Origin of the sequence: Streptomyces sp. W1SF4 (assembly GCF_003950035.1) — a bacterium.
Lineage (GTDB): Bacteria > Actinomycetota > Actinomycetes > Streptomycetales > Streptomycetaceae > Streptomyces > Streptomyces racemochromogenes.
Genome location: NZ_CP034350.1, coordinates 242068 through 258893, shown reverse-complemented (window position 1 = coordinate 258893; position 16826 = coordinate 242068). Strand labels below are relative to the sequence as shown.

19 protein-coding genes and 1 pseudogene are annotated in these 16826 nt (G+C 74.2%); 14 read left to right on the top strand and 6 right to left on the bottom strand.

The genetic code is table 11. The features are described 5' to 3' along the window. Window positions 1-43: 43 nt before the first annotated feature. Complete coding sequence (locus D1J60_RS01415) at window positions 44-1594, bottom strand: alpha/beta fold hydrolase (RefSeq protein WP_164720807.1); 1551 nt, start codon at window positions 1592-1594, stop codon at window positions 44-46. Window positions 1595-1884: 290 nt separating this feature from the next. Between D1J60_RS01415 and D1J60_RS01410 the strand changes: the two genes are divergently transcribed. The 3 genes from D1J60_RS01410 to D1J60_RS01400 all read left to right on the top strand — a co-directional run bounded on the left by D1J60_RS01410 (window position 1885) and on the right by D1J60_RS01400 (window position 3337). Then, the gene (locus D1J60_RS01410; RefSeq protein WP_125819787.1) at window positions 1885-2193 is read left to right on the top strand and encodes a hypothetical protein; all 309 of its coding nucleotides are present in this window, start codon (window positions 1885-1887) and stop codon (window positions 2191-2193) included. 98 nt (window positions 2194-2291) lie between these two features. Beyond that, the gene (locus tag D1J60_RS01405) at window positions 2292-2726 is read left to right on the top strand and encodes an Rrf2 family transcriptional regulator (protein WP_125819786.1); all 435 of its coding nucleotides are present in this window, start codon (window positions 2292-2294) and stop codon (window positions 2724-2726) included. Between the two features lie 89 nt (window positions 2727-2815). Next, window positions 2816-3337 (top strand): GNAT family N-acetyltransferase, encoded by a 522-nt coding sequence (locus D1J60_RS01400; protein ID WP_125819785.1) that lies wholly within the window; start codon window positions 2816-2818, stop codon window positions 3335-3337. 3 nt (window positions 3338-3340) lie between these two features. On the opposite strand, the gene D1J60_RS01395 is transcribed toward D1J60_RS01400, so the two are convergent. The 3 genes from D1J60_RS01395 to D1J60_RS01385 form a co-directional block, all read right to left on the bottom strand. Continuing rightward, window positions 3341-4117: an NPP1 family protein gene (locus D1J60_RS01395; protein WP_125819784.1), complete on the bottom strand. Its 777-nt coding sequence runs from the start codon at window positions 4115-4117 to the stop codon at window positions 3341-3343. A gap of 173 nt (window positions 4118-4290) precedes the next feature. Continuing rightward, complete coding sequence (gene infA, locus D1J60_RS01390) at window positions 4291-4515, bottom strand: translation initiation factor IF-1 (protein ID WP_125603054.1); 225 nt, start codon at window positions 4513-4515, stop codon at window positions 4291-4293. 65 nt (window positions 4516-4580) lie between these two features. Beyond that, a complete protein-coding gene (locus D1J60_RS01385; RefSeq protein ID WP_125819783.1) occupies window positions 4581-5345 on the bottom strand; it encodes a GNAT family N-acetyltransferase in 765 nt (254 codons plus the stop codon). Window positions 5346-5625: 280 nt separating this feature from the next. On the opposite strand from D1J60_RS01385, the gene D1J60_RS01380 reads away from it, so the two are divergent. Together D1J60_RS01380 and D1J60_RS37090 are read left to right on the top strand one after the other, a co-directional pair. Continuing rightward, entirely contained in the window at window positions 5626-6228 is a 603-nt protein-coding gene (locus D1J60_RS01380; protein WP_125819782.1) for a TIGR03086 family metal-binding protein, read from the top strand. 126 nt (window positions 6229-6354) lie between these two features. Beyond that, window positions 6355-6807 carry a hypothetical protein gene (locus D1J60_RS37090; protein WP_164720806.1) on the top strand — a complete coding sequence of 151 codons (453 nt, stop codon included), beginning with the start codon at window positions 6355-6357 and terminating at the stop codon, window positions 6805-6807. On the opposite strand, the gene D1J60_RS01375 is transcribed toward D1J60_RS37090, so the two are convergent. Next, on the bottom strand, window positions 6797-7849 hold the full coding sequence (locus tag D1J60_RS01375; protein WP_125819781.1) for a sulfotransferase: 1053 nt from the start codon (window positions 7847-7849) through the stop codon (window positions 6797-6799). The two genes, D1J60_RS37090 and D1J60_RS01375, sit on opposite strands and share 11 nt — an antisense overlap. Before the next feature lie 244 nt (window positions 7850-8093). Here D1J60_RS01375 and D1J60_RS01370 point away from each other — a divergent pair, with 244 nt between their 5' ends. The 5 genes from D1J60_RS01370 (at window position 8094) to D1J60_RS01350 (ending at window position 12643) form a co-directional block, all read left to right on the top strand. After that, window positions 8094-10442 (top strand): sensor histidine kinase, encoded by a 2349-nt coding sequence (locus tag D1J60_RS01370; protein ID WP_241253094.1) that lies wholly within the window; start codon window positions 8094-8096, stop codon window positions 10440-10442. Next, on the top strand, window positions 10439-10843 hold the full coding sequence (locus tag D1J60_RS01365) for a roadblock/LC7 domain-containing protein (protein WP_125604211.1): 405 nt from the start codon (window positions 10439-10441) through the stop codon (window positions 10841-10843). The genes D1J60_RS01370 and D1J60_RS01365 overlap by 4 nt, the downstream gene beginning before the upstream one ends. Beyond that, window positions 10843-11214: a DUF742 domain-containing protein gene (locus D1J60_RS01360; RefSeq protein ID WP_042800368.1), complete on the top strand. Its 372-nt coding sequence runs from the start codon at window positions 10843-10845 to the stop codon at window positions 11212-11214. The genes D1J60_RS01365 and D1J60_RS01360 overlap by 1 nt, the downstream gene beginning before the upstream one ends. Beyond that, complete coding sequence (locus D1J60_RS01355; protein WP_125604210.1) at window positions 11201-11803, top strand: ATP/GTP-binding protein; 603 nt, start codon at window positions 11201-11203, stop codon at window positions 11801-11803. The genes D1J60_RS01360 and D1J60_RS01355 overlap by 14 nt, the downstream gene beginning before the upstream one ends. A gap of 93 nt (window positions 11804-11896) precedes the next feature. Beyond that, entirely contained in the window at window positions 11897-12643 is a 747-nt protein-coding gene (locus D1J60_RS01350) for a hypothetical protein (protein ID WP_125819779.1), read from the top strand. Between the two features lie 10 nt (window positions 12644-12653). On the opposite strand, the pseudogene D1J60_RS01345 reads toward D1J60_RS01350, so the two are convergent. Next, window positions 12654-13888: pseudogene (locus D1J60_RS01345) on the bottom strand (glycosyltransferase). A gap of 208 nt (window positions 13889-14096) precedes the next feature. On the opposite strand from D1J60_RS01345, the gene D1J60_RS01340 reads away from it, so the two are divergent. From D1J60_RS01340 to D1J60_RS01325, 4 genes are all read left to right on the top strand, one after another. After that, window positions 14097-15302, top strand: coding sequence for an alpha/beta hydrolase (locus D1J60_RS01340; RefSeq protein ID WP_125819778.1), 1206 nt, complete (start codon window positions 14097-14099; stop codon window positions 15300-15302). A 135-nt stretch (window positions 15303-15437) separates the two neighbouring features. Continuing rightward, window positions 15438-15713, top strand: coding sequence for a DUF6400 family protein (locus tag D1J60_RS01335; RefSeq protein WP_125819777.1), 276 nt, complete (start codon window positions 15438-15440; stop codon window positions 15711-15713). Beyond that, entirely contained in the window at window positions 15700-15963 is a 264-nt protein-coding gene (locus tag D1J60_RS01330) for a hypothetical protein (protein ID WP_125819776.1), read from the top strand. The genes D1J60_RS01335 and D1J60_RS01330 overlap by 14 nt, the downstream gene beginning before the upstream one ends. A gap of 350 nt (window positions 15964-16313) precedes the next feature. After that, a complete protein-coding gene (locus D1J60_RS01325; protein WP_125819775.1) occupies window positions 16314-16757 on the top strand; it encodes a transglycosylase SLT domain-containing protein in 444 nt (147 codons plus the stop codon). Window positions 16758-16826 lie beyond the last annotated feature (69 nt).

The window sequence follows — 16826 nt, the reverse complement described above, 5'->3', positions numbered from 1 at the left end:
GATCATCATCGCCGGTGGCGGGAGTGGTCACCACGGCGGCCCGTCAGCGCCGGACCGGGGTCACGGAGATCGGCTCGACGGCCTTCGCGCAGCCGGTGTCGCCCGTGCGGCCGGTACGGATGAACCGGGTGGAGAGGTCCACGACGCAGCCGCTGCGCTCCATCTCCGGCACGTGCCCGGTGTTGCGGACCGAGACGAAGCGGCTGTCGCGGAACTGCCGGGCGGCCTGCCGTCCGTTGGCGTCGGGGGTGTTGGCGTCGAGGTCGCCGGAGAGCACCAGGACGGGTACGTCGGGCATCCGGGGGTGGATCGGCTGGGGCCCGGCGGTGTTCCCCCGCGGCCAGCCGATGCAGACGTCACCGCCGTCGGTGGGGCCCTCCAGATAGCCGGCCGGGCTGAACGCGCCGAACGCGCCGGGACGGGCCGCGGCGAGCGCCTCGCGGTACTGGCGCCACCGCTCGGGCAGCGGAGCCGCGGCCTTCCACGGCTTGCGGTAGTCGTTGCAGACCACGGCGATGTACGGGGCCTGGTCCTCGGCGGAACCGGTGGAGCCCTCCGCGCGCACCAGGTCCAGCAGCGGCCCGCGGTCCCCGGCGGTGAAGCGGTCCAGGGCGTGCGGCAGACCGCCGAGCAGGGACGGGCCGCCCGGATCCGCGCCGACCTCCCGGCTCGCCCCCTCGTAGACGAGGCCGGCGAGCTTGCCCTCCGTCAGGCGCATCCGGAACGGCGCCGCCCCCTCCAACGGGACGTCCACGTCGACGGGCCGCTCGCGCAGGGCGGCCGCGGTGGCCGCCAGGTCCCGTACGGCCTTGTCGCCGTCGCAGGCGGGCCTGCCCCCGGCCTCGGGACGGGCGGCGCTGCGCTCGCAGATCCGGCGCAGCGACAGCGAGACGGCCTGCGCCCCGGGCCGGTTCAGCGGGTCGAAGGCGAGCGGGTACGCCCCGGACAGGACGACGTTCCGGACGTGCCCGGGGTGGCGCGAGGCGTAGACCGGCATCAGGTAGGTGCCGTACGACAGTCCGTACAGGGTGAGTCCGTCCACGCCGAGCCGCGCACGGATCGCGTCGAGGTCGTCGGCGGTGGCGGCCGTGGTGTAGCCCCGGGCGCGCGGCCCCAGGTTCGCGGCGCAGCGGGTGACGGCGTCGCGCTGCTGCTCACGGGTGCCCAGGCGGTACTCGGCGTCGGTCACCCCGCAGGGCATCCGCTGGGACCTTCCGGTGCCCCGGGGGTCGACGAGCAGCAGGTCGTGGTCGCCGAGCAGGTCCCTCAGCACCTCGCCGAAGACCGGCGCCCGGTCGATGGCCACCTCGCCGGGGCCGCCGGGGTTGACGGCGACCGTCCCCTTGGCGGGACCGGGGGAGCGGTGGCGGACGACCGCGTAGGCCACGTCGACCGTGCCCAGTGCGGGGTCGCCGCTCACCAGGGGGCGGGTCGCCGAGCCGCAGTCCACCCGGTGCCCCTCGACGGTCGGACACCACGTCGGGCGGGCCGTGCCGCCCGCCGCCGCGGCCGTCACCGCCGGCAGCGTGGAGAAGAGCAGCGCCGCCGCCCCCGCCACCAGTCCCGCCCGTCGCAGCACACCCGTGCCCTTCATGCCCATGTCCACTCCCGGGGTCGTCCGTCGTCCGTCGTCCGTCGTCTGTCGTGCGTCGGCCGGGCGTCGCGCCCCGCCGTGCACACGACTGTGCCGGGCGCCTTTCAGGGCCACGGCAGAGCGACGGCAAAGACGTGTAAGAACGGGGAGCCCGACGGGGCCCCGGGCCCGATCTCGTGGATTCGCCGCGCCGTCGAGCGTGTGGCCCGGGTGCGCCGAGCGCGAGGGTGTTTGCTGTGCGCAGGCCGGCCCACGGGGGCGCGGCCCCGTACGACGGAGGAGCCGGGAACATGAAGTTCGCGCAGATCATCGACTTCGAGACGGAACGCATCGACGAGGCGCGCGAGCTGCTGCGCGCGTACGAGGAGCAGGCCCGCTCGCAGGGGCGCGACGGTGCCCCCGTCGCCCGCACCCTGCTCAAGGACCGCGCCAACCCCAACCGGTACCTCGCGGTGGTGCAGTTCGAGTCCCACGAGGCGGCGATGGCGAACAGCGACGCGCCCGAGACCAGCGAGCTGGCCCAGGCGCTCTCGGCGCTGATGACGAGGCCCGCCGCCTACACCGACTGCGACATCGTGGAGCACCAGAGCATGCGCTGACACCGCGGCTGGACACCCACCCCTGTGTCGTAACAAGATTGGTTACGACACAGGGGTGGGTGCGTGCGCGTACGTGCCTCCGGACGGCGGGAGGTCCCATGAGCGCGAGCAGCCGGATGACCGTGGCCACGCACACGCTGACCTGGATGGCGCGGGTCTGCCCCCAGCGGCCCGGCGGCATCGTGACCTCCGAGCAGATCGCCGCCAGCGTCGCCACCAACCCCGTCGTCATCCGCCGCACCCTCGGGAGCCTGCGGGACGCCGGGCTGGTGGAGTCGCAGCGGGGACGGGGCGCGGGCTGGCGGCTGGCCCGCGCCCCCGAATCGATCACGCTGAGGGACGTCCACCTCGCGGTCGAGCCCGACCCGCTGATCCCCCTGCACGCCTCGCCGCCCAACCGGGACTGCCCCGTCGCGCGGGGCATCCCCGCCGTCCTCCGCGGGGTCTACGACCGCGCGGAGGAGGCGATGAAGGCCGAACTGGCGGCCGTCACCGTCGCCGACGTGGCGAGGGCGACGGTTCCCGGAAGCTGAGCGCCCCGTGTTCCGCGACGGCCGGCCCCGCCGGGGCCGGCCTCTCCTTCGGCCGTTGTCGTAACCATTTCTGTTACATCCTCCTTGAGATGAAGGACCGTACGCGAGTGATCACCACGGAACGCCTCCGACTGCGCCCCCTCACCGAAGCCGACGCCGACTGGTGGGTCGGCCTCCACGCCGACGAGGAGGTCAACCGCTTCGTCGGCGGCTACACACCGGAACAGGCCGCGGCCCGCCTGCGCGCGATCCAGGACCAGTGGGAGCGGCGCGGCCACGGACTGTGCGCCGTCGAACTGCGCGGCACCGGCGAGTTGATCGGGCGCAGCGGCCTCAACTGGTGGGAGCAGTTCGACGAGACAGAGATCGGCTGGACCTTCGCCCGCGCCCACTGGGGGCGCGGCTACGCCACCGAAGCGGCCGAGGCGGTGCTCGCGTGGGGCTTCGGGACGCTGCGGCTCCAGCGGATCACCGCCATGATCCATCACGGCAACACCGCCTCCACCGCGGTGGCCTCGCGCCTCGGCTTCGCGCGGCTGCGCGAGGACACCGTCCTGGACCGCCCCTGCACCGTCTTCGCCCTGGACCGGGAGGACTTCGCGTCCCGCTGACCGCTACTGGTTCGGGTCGAAGGGGATGCCCGCCGGCTTGGCCTTCGCCAGGTGGGAGGCGAAGGAGCCGTCCTTGAGGCCGAAGTGCGCGCTGCCGAAGTCCGCCTGGCTCAGCTTGTCCCGGAGCGTCGCGGGATAGCCCGACCAGCCGACGAGCGCCGGGAACTGCCAGGTGCCCCGGTGGTTCTCGGGCGGTTCGTCGTTTCCGTTGGCCGGGCGGAAGCAGTGCGTGCCGACGCCGTCCTTGTGGTAGACGATCTTGGGGTGGGTGCCGTCCCAGCGGATCTGGTCGCGGGGGTAGGTGTTGAAGTCGCCGTGGGCGGAGGTGGAGACGTACTTCGCCTCGCCGCCCTGGATCCACACCACCACGTGCTCCCAGTCGTGGCGGTGCCCGCCGAGGCTGATGCCCGGGATGGCCTGGTCCTTCTCAAAGTAGAGCGCGTACGCCACGGCACACCAGCCGTTGTTGCAGGCGGCCCGGGAATAGCCGTTGGTGTTGGCGAGGTCCGAGGCGTCGCGGCAGTTCCCGTTCAGCGCGCCGGTCGGGTTGAGGCCGCCGTTCAGGACGCCGGTCGGGCCGATGGCGGGCGTCGGGTAGCAGCCGTCCGTGTCGTAGTCGTACGCGGGCTGGAAGGCCAGCTCGACGGCGTCGGCGTTCACGGGCAGGGCCGGGGGCGGAGCCGCGAAGGCCACCTGCGGCACGGCGAGGACCAGGGTCAGGGCGGCGCCGACGGCGACCGATGCCCTGCGGGTGTGACGGATGTGACGACTCGTCCGCAAAGCGGCCTCCGGCTGGTCGGGTTCGGCGTCCGGCGCGGAGCCCGGCCGGTGCGGCGGGCGCGCCGCAAGCATCATTCGCGAACCCGGGTGGCACGACAAGGGGCACGACGCCCCCTCTTGGGCCTCGGCCGGAGCGTGCGCCCGGGGAGTCCCGGGCGCACGTCCGCCGCCGATCAGGTCCGGTAGCGGTACATGATGCGGCCGCGGGTCAGGTCATAGGTGCTGACTTCCACGAGCACCCGGTCGAACGGCAGGATCCTGATGCGGTGTTTGCGGATCTTGCCGCTGATGTGCGCGAGCACGTGGTGCCCGTTCTGGAGTTCCACCGTGAAGGTGGCGTTGCGCAGGCACTCGACGACGGTGCCCTCGATCTCCAGGCCCTTCGATGTTCTTGCCAATGTCCCTCGTCTCTCGGATCGGGGTGCGGGTGCGGATGGGGGAAGGCGGGTCCGGCGGGGCGGTGTCAGTGGCGCACGAGCTCCACGTTGCCGCCCGTCCGGCGTGCGCCGATGCCCTCGAACAGCGTGATCGCGGCCGTGTTGGACTCGTCCACCTCGGCCCAGGCCGAGTCGGTCCCGCCGTGGTGCAGCGAGCCCAGCGCGTGTGCCAGGAGCGCCCGCCCGATGCCCCGGCGGTGCTCGCCGGCGCGTACGGCCACCAGCCCGATCCGCGCCCGGCGGGGGACCGGCGCCACCCGCACCAGCCCCACGTACGCGCCGTCGCGGACCGCCACCGTGAACCTCGAAGGGTCCAGCGGCGACGGCCCGTTCGGGCGGGGCAGGACCTCGGCCGGCATGGTCCGCCAGCCGGGACCGGCCTCGGCCTCCTCGCGGACCGCCCGGTGCAGGGCGCGCAGCAGGTCCGCGTCCGCCTGCGTGCCGGGCAGGATCCGCACACCGGCGGGTGTCCGCGACGGGTCGAGTCCGCTCTCGCGCGGGTCGGTGGGCAGGACGTACTCGCGCTCACGGCGTCCGGCCGTGAAACCGGCCCGCTCCCAGCGGGACTTCAGGCCGGTGTCGGCCTCGCCCACCAGGGTGTGGAGAGGGGCCGGAAGGTCCGCCAGGAGGGCTGCGGCGAGCCGGTCGAAGGCCTCGTCCCGCCACGCGTCGATGCTGACGAAGAGCCGGCCGTCGGGCCGTCGCGAGACATCGCCGTGGCCGACGACCCGGCCCTCGTCCAGTGCCTGCCACCGGGTCTCGTCCACCCGGTTGATGATCACGGTGTCCATGGTTTGTCGCCTTTCGGGAGTGCCTGGTTGCGCGGGCGCTCCCGACGACGACACCTAGGTCGGTCGTACACCGTGACGGAAGTCGGGGAGCACCCACCTCGATACAGCCTTCATGGGTGTCACCTCCTCCGGTCCTGTCACGGCGTTCCGCACCCTAGCAACGGGCGGCTGGGCGTCTCATCCGATTTATTCGCGGCCGGGCATCTCCGGCATGTCCGGCCGGCTCCCGCCGTGGCCCGGGCCTAGCCTTCACCCCGGTACGCCGCGGAGGGAGAGGCTGATGAACAGCACGACGGGGTTCGACCTCGGACCGCAGGCGGCCGTCGTCGCCGCACTGGTCGCCGGCGTCCCCGACGCCCGGCTCGGCGGCCCGACCCCGTGCCCCGACTACCCGGTGGGCGAACTGCTGGGCCACCTGGCGGGTTTGGCCGAAGCCTTCCGCGACGCGGCCCGCAAGGACCTGGGCCCCACGACCGACACGCCCCCGGGCACGGCCGCGCCCCGGCTGCCCGCCGACTGGCGCGAGCGGCTGCCGAGGCTGCTCGGCGAGCTGGCCGAGGCCTGGCGGGACCCGGCCGCCTGGAGCGGCATGACCCGCGCGGGCGGCGTCGACCTGCCCGGTGCCGTCGCCGCCGCGGTGGCCGCCGACGAACTGGTCGTCCACGGCTGGGACCTCGCCCGGGCCACCGGCCAGGACTACGCACCCGACCGGGTCGCGCTGGGGGTGTCGTACGACTTCCTGCTCGCGGCCGCCGAGGAGGACGACCGCGGCGGGGGCGTCTTCGGGCCCGTCGTGCCCGTGCCGGACGGCGCCCCGCTGCTGGACCGGACGGTCGGGCTGAGCGGTCGCGCCCCGTACTGGACCCCGTCGGAGCCCTCCTGACGCACCGTGGGAGGGAACGGTTCAGCTGTTGGTCATGATCCGTTCGTATGTCATGTGAAATATCACATGACATACGAACGGGCCCGCGCGAGCGGGCACCGCGCCATGACGACGAGGAGAACCCCAGTGAACCGCCTGGCCCTTCTGACGGCCGCCGCCGTCGGCCTGACCGCCCTCACCGGCGCCCCCGCCATCGCCGCCACCCCCGCGGCCGCCACCGAGACCGTCACCTCCTGCGGCAGCCCGGGGCTCCAGGCCGGCCTGAACACCCGGGTGTGCGTCGAGGTAAGCGGGACCACCGTCGTGGTCCACGGCAAGGTCGGCCTGGCCGGCCCGCCCTCCCCGGGCAGCCCGGCGCCCGAACCGAGGGAGCTGCTCACGACCCTGTCCGCCGAGGTCGTCGGCGCAGGCGCGCCCGTCACCCAGGCGAAGCCGGTCGTCTTCACCGCGGCCGGCCTCGAGGTGCGCGGCCCGGCCGCTTCCGTCCCCTGCGGGGCGACCGTACGCGCCGCCTTCGGCGTGGCCTCGTTCCCCTGGGCCGCCCGGCCCGTCGTCCACGAGGTCACCGTCACCTGCTGAGCGCCGCCCCTACCCCCGGCCCCCCCGCCAGGGCCCGCTCGCCGGCGGCGCACCCCTCCCGCAGCGCCGCCAGTCCGGCCGGCGGCAGCCGCAGCGACGCGCCCCGCCGGCCGGCGTCCAGCCGCGCGGCACCCGCGTCGAGCCACCGGGGGAGGGGCTCGACGCCGATGAAGCCGGCCAGCCTCGCGAGCTCCTCGCGGGGCCGGTCGAGCAGGTCCTCGTAGGCCAGCGTGGTGCGCATCGGCGCCGGAACCCCGTCGAGGTGCGCCACGCCCCGGACGACGATCTCCGACCACAGCGCCGCGAAACCCGCCACCGGCAGCTCCCGCTCCAGCACCAGCGCCGGATCGAAGCGGTCCGCCAGCAGCGCGGACAGCTCGGGCGGCAGGGACCGGACCTGTTCCCCGGTCAGCTCCTCCACGCGCTCGGCCCCCGTCCGGGCCAGGATCTCCCGCATCAGGAAGATCAGCCGGTATCCCGCGTGCCTGCTCATGGACAGCGCGCAGTCCGGCCCGTCCCGGAACAGGTGGACGAAGCGTGCCCGCGGGAACACCCGGCGCAGCAGCGGCACCCGGTCCGACGAGTAGCCCGACCGCTCCACCACCGCCGAGGACCCGAACCGCGCGCACAGCAAGCCGAACAGTGCCTCGTAGTGGCCGGCGGCGGTGCGGGCCGGCCACCCGCGCACCTCCTTCCCCAGCTCGTCGAAGAGGCCGTCGGGGTCGTCGCTCAGGTGCGGGAGCACCATCAGGGACAGCGCCGGGATGCCGGTCGTAGCGGTCGAGAAGCGCCCCGGACGGCGGGTGTAGACGAATTCCGGCATCGGCGCCCCACTGCGGATCATCCGCTCGAACAGCGGATTCGGGTCGGCCAGCAGCCGCCAGAACGCCTCACCCGCCAGGAGGCCTTCGGGAAACCCCCGGCTCTGCACCGAGGACACCAGCTCGTTCAGACTGAGCACGTCCGGATGCGCGTTGACGATCCCCGACAGCGCGGTCGACCCGCTGCGGCCCGTCCCCACGACGAAAGTCAGCGTGCGCATCCCGTCCCACTCCTTTGACGACGGCCCGTACCGATCGCGACCAGCCTTCCCCCGCCGCCGTCTCCCGATACCGCCGGACGGCAGCCGGGCGCTTTTACCACGCAGGGGCATGGAAGTAAGGTCTCCGCATATTCGGACTGGCTGGATATGATCGGCATCCCCACCCCGCAGGGTCGTGTCGGCAGTTCCCCCATGCCCTCGTCCAGGCCCCCGTCTCCGCCGCCCCCGAGGACCGATGTCTGCGATGGCCCCCGAAGGACCGCCAACCCCGCCGCCCCCGGCCCGGCGCCGCCGCACCGTGCGCCTGCGCACGATGCTGGTCTGCCTGGCCGTCGTCCCGACCGTGGCGATGGGGGCCCAGGTCACCGTGACCGCCCAGCGGTTGCTCGCCCAGTCGGAGCACCTGCGCGCCGACGTGGAGGCCGGCGAACGGATCGGCGTACCGCTGGTCGGGCTGATGACGGAGCTGCAGGCCGAGCGGGCGGTGACGGCCGCACGGTGGGCGGGATCCTCCGTGGCCGACGAAGCGCTGCGCGAGCGGCGGGCCGCGACGGACCGCGCCGCGGCGGAGTTCCGCAAGACCGTCGGCAGCGGCGTGGGCGCCCCGGGGAGTTCCGGTCAGGGAGAGGGGCGCCTGGCCGCCGTGAGCGGGCGGCTCGACCTGCTCGCCTCCTACCGCAAGCGCGTGGACGCGCACAGCGGCAGCGCGGAACAGGCCGTCGGCTACTACACCGGCGTGATCGACGACATCATCCGCGCCTACCAGGACGAATTCAGCCACGCCGAGGACGCCGAGATCGCGCAGGAGAGCAGGCCCGCCGTGGCCCTCTTCTCCGCCGCCGAGATGGTCGCCCGCGAGGACACGGCCCTCACGCTAGCGGGCCCCTCCCGCGAACTGGCGTCCACCAGCTTCTCCCAGTTCCTCGACGCCGTCGGCACCCACCGCTACTTGTACGACACCTGGATCGTGCCGTACCTGCCGCCCGCCGAACTGACCGCGTACGACAGGCTCACCGGCTCGGAAGCCTGGCAGACCAAGCTCCGCGTCGAGAACGCCGTCATCGCCAACCACAAGGACACCGCGACCGGCGTGAAACTGCCCGCGGACGTCGACGAGTGGCCCGCCGCGCACCACGGCTTCGCCCCCCGGCTGGCCGCACTCACCACGGCCCGGGCCCAGAGCGTGCTCGCGCACGCCGACGCGAAGGCCGCCGGGCTCCAGACCGAGGTCTACTGGCTGGTCGGGGCCAGCGGCGGCACCCTGCTGCTGGTCACCGCTGTCGTCGTCCTCACCACGCGGTCGGTGCTGCGCCGCCTCAGCCGCCTGCACACCCGCACGGTCGCCATCGCCGAGGAGACCCTGCCCGAGGTGGTGGCCCGGCTCCAGCGCGGCGAGCCCGTCGACACCGGGGCACTGCCCGCCGTACACGGACGCGAGGACGAGGTCGGCCAGATCGCCGACGCCTTCGCCCGCGTCGTCGCCGTGTCCGTCGACGGGCACCGGCAACTCGCGGCCGAGCGGCACGGCTTCGGCCTCTTCGCCTCCGGCATCGCCTCGCGCACCGGGAACCTCGTCAGCCGCCAGCTCGGCCTGACCGAGGAGCTCCAGGACACCTTCGGCCACGACGAGGCGCTCCTGGCCCAGTTGATGCGGTCCGACCAGCTGACGGTGGGGATGCGGCGGCAGATCGAGAACCTGCTCATCCTCGCCGGCGGCGAGATCCCGGACCCGCACACCGAACCCATGCGCGTCGCCGACCTGCTGCGCGAGGCCGCCGCGGAGGTCGAGGACTTCCGGCGGATCGAACGGCAGGCGCTGGACGAGGCCAGCGTACGGCCGCACGTGATCAGCCAGATCAGCCACCTGCTGGCGGAACTGCTGGACAACGCCACCCGGTTCTCGCCTCCCCGGTCGAAGGTCGTCGTCCGCGCCGAACTCGTCGCCGACGGCCTCTCGGTCGAGATCGAGGACCGCGGACCGCGCGTATCGGCCGCCGGCTACGAGGCCATGAACGAACGCCTGCACTCGGCGCCGCCGTTCTCCGTCCTCGCCGAGAACGCCCACCGGCTCGGCCTCTTCGTCGTGGGCCACCTGGCCGACCAGCTCGAGGCCCGTGTCACGCTGCGCCGCTCGGTGTACGGGGGCACGGCCGCCGTGGTCATCCTGCCGGGCGGCCTGCTGCTCCCGGCCCAGGCGAAGGCCCCGGCGCCGCGACCGGCCGAGCCGAGGCCGCTGCCCGAACGGACCCCGCGCCCCGCCGTCGTACGCGGCCCCGTACCCACACCCGTACCGGAGCCCGTACCCGAGGCCGCGCCCGTACCCGCCGCCGACGCCCCGGTGGCCCTCGCGCCCGCCCCGCCGCAGCGCCCCGCGGCCGCCGCGGCCACCCCCGCGCCCGGACCCGGCGCGCGGCCGGCCCTGCCCGAGCGCGTCCCGCAGACCCACCTCACCCGGCAGCTCCGGGGCCCGCGCGCCCCGGAACCGGCGGCCGGCCGGGACCCGGAGACACCCGAAGAGGTGGCCGACGCCTGGGCCGACTACGAAGAGGGGACCAAGAAAGTGGAAGCAGAGCTCGGAGCGGACCAGCCATGACAACGACAGCCAGCGACACGATCTACGGCATCCTGGACAACAACCTGAGCAGGATCGCCGGCATCCAGGGAGCCGTGCTCCTGTCCAACGACGGGATCATGCTCAGCGCCTACCTGCTGGAGCGGGACCAGGCCGAACGCATCGCCGCCGCGTCCTCCGGCATCGCCGCCACCGTGAAGGCGATATCCCGGGAGATCGACGGCGGCCGGGTCATCCGCCAGCTCGTGGAGATGGACGACCGCTACCTCTGCGTCGTGGGCTGCGGGGAAGGCAGCACGCTCATCGTCGTCACCTCCCGCAAGGCGCGCCTCGGAGAACTGGGCGGCGAAGCCGTACGCACCGCCCAGGCACTCGGCGAATGGCTGGGGACCCCCGAGCGCACCACCCCGCCGACGCCGTAATGCCCGACCAGCCGCCGCGCCGAAGCCCCCGCCGGACACGGCTGTACGCGCTGACCGACGGCCGTACGGCCGCCGCCCCGCAGACCGTCCTCACCATGGACACCACCATCGAGGCGGCGGCCGTCGCCGACGGCGCCCACACCGGTCTGGCCACCGAATGGCGGACCGTCCTCGCCCTGTGCGCCCGGCCGGGCGGCCTGGCGGTCGCCGAGATCGCCGCCCGCATGCACATGCGCCTCACCCCGATGACGCTCCTGCTGGGCGAACTCGCCGACCGCGGACTCATCCACCACCGGCCGCCCCTGGAGGGCGCCGAGACCACCAACGTCCACCTGCTCATGAAAATCAGGGACAACCTTGCCCGGATATGACCCTTCCGACGACTCCACCGCCCGGGCGGCGTCCCCCGTGAAGATCCTCGTCGCCGGGGGGTTCGGAGTCGGCAAGACGACCCTGGTCGAGGCCGTCTCCGAGATAGAGCCGCTGCGCACGGAGGAACGCCTCACCAGCGCCGGCGTCGGCGTCGACGACCTCGACGGCATCGAGTCCAAGACGCTGACCACCGTCGCGATGGACTTCGGCCGGATCACCCTCTCCGACGCCGGGGTCGTCCTCTACCTGTTCGGCACGCCCGGCCAGGAGCGGTTCTGGTTCATGTGGGACGACCTGCTGAACGGGGCCCTGGGCGCGCTCGTGCTCGTCGACACGCGGCGCCTGGACCGCGGCTTCCCCGCGATCGACTTCTTCGAGAGCCGGGGCCTGCCGTTCGTCGTCGGCGCGAACTGCTTCCACGGCGAACAGGCCTACACCGCCGAGGAGATCGCCGCCGCGCTGCACCTGCGCGACCCGTCCACCCCCGTCCTCCTGCTGGACGCCCGCTCCCGTACGGACGCCCGCGGCGCCCTTCTGGCCCTGCTCGACGTGGTCATCGCCCGGGCCGGAGCACCCGCCGGCGTCTGACACCGACGCGGACGGGGCCGGACGGGCTGCCGGGAGGGCCCCGGACCGGGGGCGGTCCCCGGCCTACCGGACGACGGCGCTAGCGTGATCACCATGTACACGATCAATGGCGTGACCGCCACGCCGGGCGGGCGCGTCTCCGTCCAGTTCCACGACCACGGCTACGCCGCCAAGAAGGAAGGCGGCGAGGACTCCCTCGCCGAGAAGCTCTTCGGCGAGGGGGCCGGGTGCGTCACCCTGCTGGTGATGCTCGCGTCGATAGGCCTCTACAGCCTGCTCAAGAAGAACGGGGCACCGGAGGCCGCCGTCACCGCCTGCCTGATGGTGGCCATCGCCTCCGTCTGCTACGGGGCGATCATCGCGCTGCTGCACTGGACCAGTGGGGTGCTCGCGAGCGTCTTCCTCTTCCTGTTCGTCGTGGTGAGCTTCCCCCTGCTGCTGATCCCCGGCTACCGGCGGGCCCTGCGCCGCCGTTGGGGGAGCGGCGGCCCCGAGACCGAGGGGTCCTGGGTCCCCGCCACGGCCCTCTCCGGTGTCTGGCACCAGCCCGGCCCCGGCGGCGGCAGCGTGATCACGGTGCGGCTCACCGACGGATCCGTGACCGCGTACGCACCGGCCCCGGACGCCGCCCACGACCTGTACGCGCGCTTCGACGCCCTGCTGCGCGGCGCCCGGCCGGCCCAGGCCGCGCAGCAGCAGCCGGGGCAGTACCCGCATCCCGGTCAGTACCAGCAGCCGGCGCCGTACCAGCAGCATCCGGGCCAGTACCAGCAGCAGCCCGGCCCGTACCAGCATCCGGGCCAGTACCAGCAGCCCTGGCAGCAGCAGCCGCGCGGCTGAGGGGCACCCCTCAGGCCCGCGCCGGCCGTTCGAGCGCGGCGGCGACCGGAGCGACCCCGTCCTCCGCGGCCAGCCGTCCGGCGAGGTACCGGGCCCGCTCCCGGTAGGAGGGGTTGCCCACGGCCTCCCGCACGGCCGCGCCGAGGGCGGCCGGGCCGAGGCGGCGCAGGGGCAGCACACCGGGGGCGGTGCCCAGCTCCACCAGGCGGGCCGCCCAGAAGTGGGCGTCGAACTGCACGGGCACGGGTACGGAGGGGACGCCCGCGCGCAGGGCCGCGCCGGTGGTGCCCGCCCCGGCGTGGTGGACGACGGCGGCCACGCGGGGGAACAGCAGGGAGTGCGGCACCTCGCCGATGGTGATCACGTCGTCCTGGGCGGCGGACAGCCCGGCCCACCCCTGCTGGACCACGCCCCGCAGCCCGGCCGCGCGCAGTGCGGCCACGACGTCGGCGCTGACCCGCCCGGGGTCGGGTGTGGTGGCGCTGCCGAGGCCCACGTACACCGGGGCGGGGCCGGCCGCGAGGAAGTCCTCCAGCTCCGGCGGGAGCCGGCTGTCGGCGCCGTCGTGGGGCCACCAGTACCCGCAGACCTCCAGCCCCGGGCGCCAGTCGCGGGGGCGGGGGACCACCAGCTCGCTGAAGCCGTGCCACACGGGCCAGCCCCACCGCTCGCGGGCGCGGCGGCCGGCGGACAGCGGGCCGGCGGGCAGGCCGTGTTCGGCGGCAAGGGCCCGCGCGGCCCGGGTGAAGACGTGGTCGACGGCCGTGACGACGGCCCGCCCGCCGAGCCGGTTGCCCAGCGGGCCCGCGGAGCGGGTGCCGAGCATCGGCGGAGGGAACTCCCGGGTGCCGTGCAGCGGTTGCAGGAAGAGGCCCATGCTGGGCCGGGACAGGCCCTCGGCGATGGCGTACGCCAGCGGCGCGACCGTCCCGCCGGCCAGTACGACGTCCGCGTCGCGCGCGGCACTGACCAGCGGGTGCGTCATCTCGGGCGCGATGCGCCGCGCCAGCGCGACGGCCCGCAGCAGCTTCGCCGCCCCGTGCCGGCTCCGGTGCAGCCCACGCCCGCGCGACGAGTGCAACTCGGCCCGGGGATCCCCCGGGAGGGTGGCGAAGCGCACCCCCGACCCGGCCACCAGTGGTGCGAACACCTCGTGGGTCACCAGGGTGACCTCTTGGCCGGCCCGGGCCAGGCCGGCCCCAGCCCCGTGTACGGCGCGACGTCCCCGCGCGACCCCGCTGTCATGACGGCGATCCTCATGCCCGCCAGTGTGGCGTCCGCACCGCGTGCGCGCCGTGCGTCCGCGCGGGCGGCACGGATATCCTCCGGGCGTCCGGTCGGCCGGCGGGCGGCGCGGACGGGTGGCCGGTCCGCGGCGGCGGATTCCGGCCATTCCGCGCCCGGATGAGAATTTGGTTAGGTGAGGCTGCCCTAACTTCTCTATGGTGTGGGCATGACCAAGATCATCCGTGCGCTCGCGGCGACCGCCGCGGCCGGACTCCTGCTGGCCGGCGGCCAGGTGACCGCGACCGCCGCCACCACCACCGCGCCGACGCCCGCCGTGGCGGGCGGCCGGGCGGAAACCCCCGCTGGTGCCGCGCGATTCGAACTGCCGCGCCCCACCGGCGCCTTCGCCGTCGGCCGCGACACCCTCCACCTCGTCGACACCGCGCGCAAGGACCCCTGGGTCCCGGCCGCCGACCGCGAACTGCTCGTGTCCCTCTACTACCCCGCCGTGCGCGGCACCGGACACCCGGCCCCGTACACGACCGTGGCCGAGGCGCGCGCCCTGCTCACGGACCGCGGCGAACTCGGCCGCCACGCCACGCCCGAACAGGTCGCCGCCGTCCGCACCCACGCCCGCGAGGGAGCGCTGCCGCGCGTCGGTGGCGGCCGGTACCCGCTGGTCGTCCTCTCACCCGGATTCACCCTGCCCTGCTCCTCCCTCACCGTGCTGGCGGAGGACCTGACCTCGCGCGGCTACGTGGTCGCCGCCCTCGACCACGCCTACGAGTCCGACGGCACCGTCTTCCCCGGCGGCAGGATGCTCGACTGCAAGGCCTGCGAGCAGGTCTTCCCCGACCGGTCGCTGCACCGCGTGTCCGAAGCCCGGGCCCGCGACGTGACGTTCCTGCTGGACCGGCTCACCGGCGACCGCCCCGCCTGGCGCCACTCCCGGCTGATCGATGCCCGGCACATCGGCATGGCCGGCCACTCGATCGGCGGCGCCTCCGCCGCCACGGCCATGGCCGCGGACCCGCGCGTGGCCGCCGGCGTGAACATGGACGGCACCTTCTTCGCCCCGCTCCCCGAGACCGGCCTCGGCGGCCGTCCGTTCCTGCTGCTCGGCGGCGACCCGGCCCTGACCCCGCCGGAGATCGAGGACACCAGCTGGGCCGACGCCTGGCCGCGGATGGACGGCTGGAAGCGCTGGCTGACCGTCACCGGCATGGGCCACCCCGGATTCACCGACTGGCCCGTCCTCGCCGACGCCGCGGGCGCCCCGCACCCGGAGACCCCCCTCTCGGGAGACCGCTCGCAGCGGATCACCCGCGCCTACACCGGTGACTTCTTCGACCGGCACCTCAAGGGCCTGCCCGCACCCCGCCTGGACGGGCCGACGGCGGCCGACCCCGAGGTGGTCTTCCGGCGCGGCTGACCGCACCGGGCGGCCCGCCCCGCGGCGGCCCCTGACGGCCGAGGGGATATGTGCGGATCATTCCGTGGAGGGTGGGATGTGACTCCCCCCACCCTCCCTTGACCCGGGAGGGAAGGCATACCTAAGTTCTGCCCCATGTCCACGCACCACTCCCCGCCCCCCGCCGGCCCCGACGGCCCCGCCGGCCTGGTCGGCTTCACCGTCGACCTGACCTCCCAGGAGATGCTCCAGCGCGCCCAGGTGATGGCCGCGCTCGGCCCCGACTGGGATCCGGTCGACGTGCTGAGGGGCGAGGAGGAGGCGTACGACCTGCTCTACTCGGGCCTCGACGCCGAACAGCAGCGCACGTACGACGCCCTGGTGGCGGCCGGCGTGCTGCCCGTGCGCGGGGGCGGCCGTGCTGCCGCTTGACCCGCAGGCCGAGATCGGCCGCCGGGCCTGGGTGCCGTGCCCGGCCTGCGAGGACACCCGGGGCTGCGAGCCGTGCACGGAGCGGCGCGCCTGCTCCCGCCACTGGCGCTACCTGCTCTCGAACAAGGGCAGCCTGCTGCACCTCCAGTGCCCCGGCTGCACCCACGTCTGGACGCACGAGAGCGGCTTCGGTGCCACGCGTTCCCTGTGGAGCCGCGTGACCAGCGGCCGGCCACGCCTCTCGTCTTAGGCACGGCGGAGGCGCATCGCCTTCGATTCGGGGGCTGGAAGTGACGGGGGACACCCAGCGCACAGGGTCTGACCGGTTACGTGGGGTGACATCGGGGCGGTGTGCCGGTGAGGCGGCCCACAGGACCCAGGTCACATCCGGCCCGGGTTAGTAGCCCGCCCGGCCCGCTCCCGCCCGCGTTTGGGGCCGGGGCGCGGGTCCCGGTGTGCGAGGGCGGCTAGTAGGCGGGGGCTTTGCCAGGGCGTCGGGGGCCTGGCTAACTGGGTGATGTCGCCGAGGCGGCCGGGGCGCGAGCCCCCCGCCGGCAGAGCCCCTCCCACCTGTGTGAGTGGTTCACGCATGTCTTCGGCATGCGGCGGCCGTCCTTGTTCCCGTCGGAAGGTTTCTCCGTGTCCAACGCTGTCATCCGCCGCATCGCCGCTTCGAAGAAGGCTCTGGCCGGTTCCGTGCTCGCCCTGGGTGTCGCGGGTTCCGTGCTCGCCGCCGTTCCGGCGCAGGCGGCTCCGACGGGCGCCAAGGCGATCGCCCAGCAGATGATCAAGGACCCGGCCCAGTTCGCCGCCTTCGACAAGATCGTCACGCACGAGAGCGGCTGGGACTACACCGCCACGAACTCCTCCTCCGGCGCCTACGGCCTGGTCCAGGCGCTGCCCGCGTCGAAGATGTCCTCCGCGGGCTCGGACTGGAAGACCAACCCGGCCACCCAGATCAAGTGGGGCCTGGACTACATGAACGAGCGCTACGGCAGCCCCGTCGCGGCCTGGAACTTCTGGCAGGCCAACCACTGGTACTAGACCACCGGTGACGCAACCCCCCGGCAACGCCCGGCCGAGACCCTCGGCCGGGCGTTGCCGTACCTGCGT

What these genes read in the sequence shown, in the direction of transcription:
- D1J60_RS01370 (WP_241253094.1), top strand. Translation starts at nt 8,094, where the DNA reads ATGGCCCCCGAAGGACCGCCAACCCCGCCGCCCCCGGCCCGGCGCCGC.
- D1J60_RS01340 (WP_125819778.1), top strand. Translation starts at nt 14,097, where the DNA reads ATGACCAAGATCATCCGTGCGCTCGCGGCGACCGCCGCGGCCGGACTC.
- D1J60_RS01335 (WP_125819777.1), top strand. Translation starts at nt 15,438, where the DNA reads ATGTCCACGCACCACTCCCCGCCCCCCGCCGGCCCCGACGGCCCCGCC.
- D1J60_RS01380 (WP_125819782.1), top strand. Translation starts at nt 5,626, where the DNA reads ATGAACAGCACGACGGGGTTCGACCTCGGACCGCAGGCGGCCGTCGTC.
- D1J60_RS01385 (WP_125819783.1), bottom strand. Translation starts at nt 5,345, where the DNA reads ATGGACACCGTGATCATCAACCGGGTGGACGAGACCCGGTGGCAGGCA.
- D1J60_RS01405 (WP_125819786.1), top strand. Translation starts at nt 2,292, where the DNA reads ATGAGCGCGAGCAGCCGGATGACCGTGGCCACGCACACGCTGACCTGG.
- D1J60_RS01375 (WP_125819781.1), bottom strand. Translation starts at nt 7,849, where the DNA reads ATGCGCACGCTGACTTTCGTCGTGGGGACGGGCCGCAGCGGGTCGACC.
- D1J60_RS01350 (WP_125819779.1), top strand. Translation starts at nt 11,897, where the DNA reads ATGTACACGATCAATGGCGTGACCGCCACGCCGGGCGGGCGCGTCTCC.
- D1J60_RS01365 (WP_125604211.1), top strand. Translation starts at nt 10,439, where the DNA reads ATGACAACGACAGCCAGCGACACGATCTACGGCATCCTGGACAACAAC.
- D1J60_RS01410 (WP_125819787.1), top strand. Translation starts at nt 1,885, where the DNA reads ATGAAGTTCGCGCAGATCATCGACTTCGAGACGGAACGCATCGACGAG.
- D1J60_RS01400 (WP_125819785.1), top strand. Translation starts at nt 2,816, where the DNA reads ATGAAGGACCGTACGCGAGTGATCACCACGGAACGCCTCCGACTGCGC.
- D1J60_RS01415 (WP_164720807.1), bottom strand. Translation starts at nt 1,594, where the DNA reads ATGAAGGGCACGGGTGTGCTGCGACGGGCGGGACTGGTGGCGGGGGCG.
- D1J60_RS01325 (WP_125819775.1), top strand. Translation starts at nt 16,314, where the DNA reads ATGCGGCGGCCGTCCTTGTTCCCGTCGGAAGGTTTCTCCGTGTCCAAC.
- D1J60_RS01360 (WP_042800368.1), top strand. Translation starts at nt 10,843, where the DNA reads ATGCCCGACCAGCCGCCGCGCCGAAGCCCCCGCCGGACACGGCTGTAC.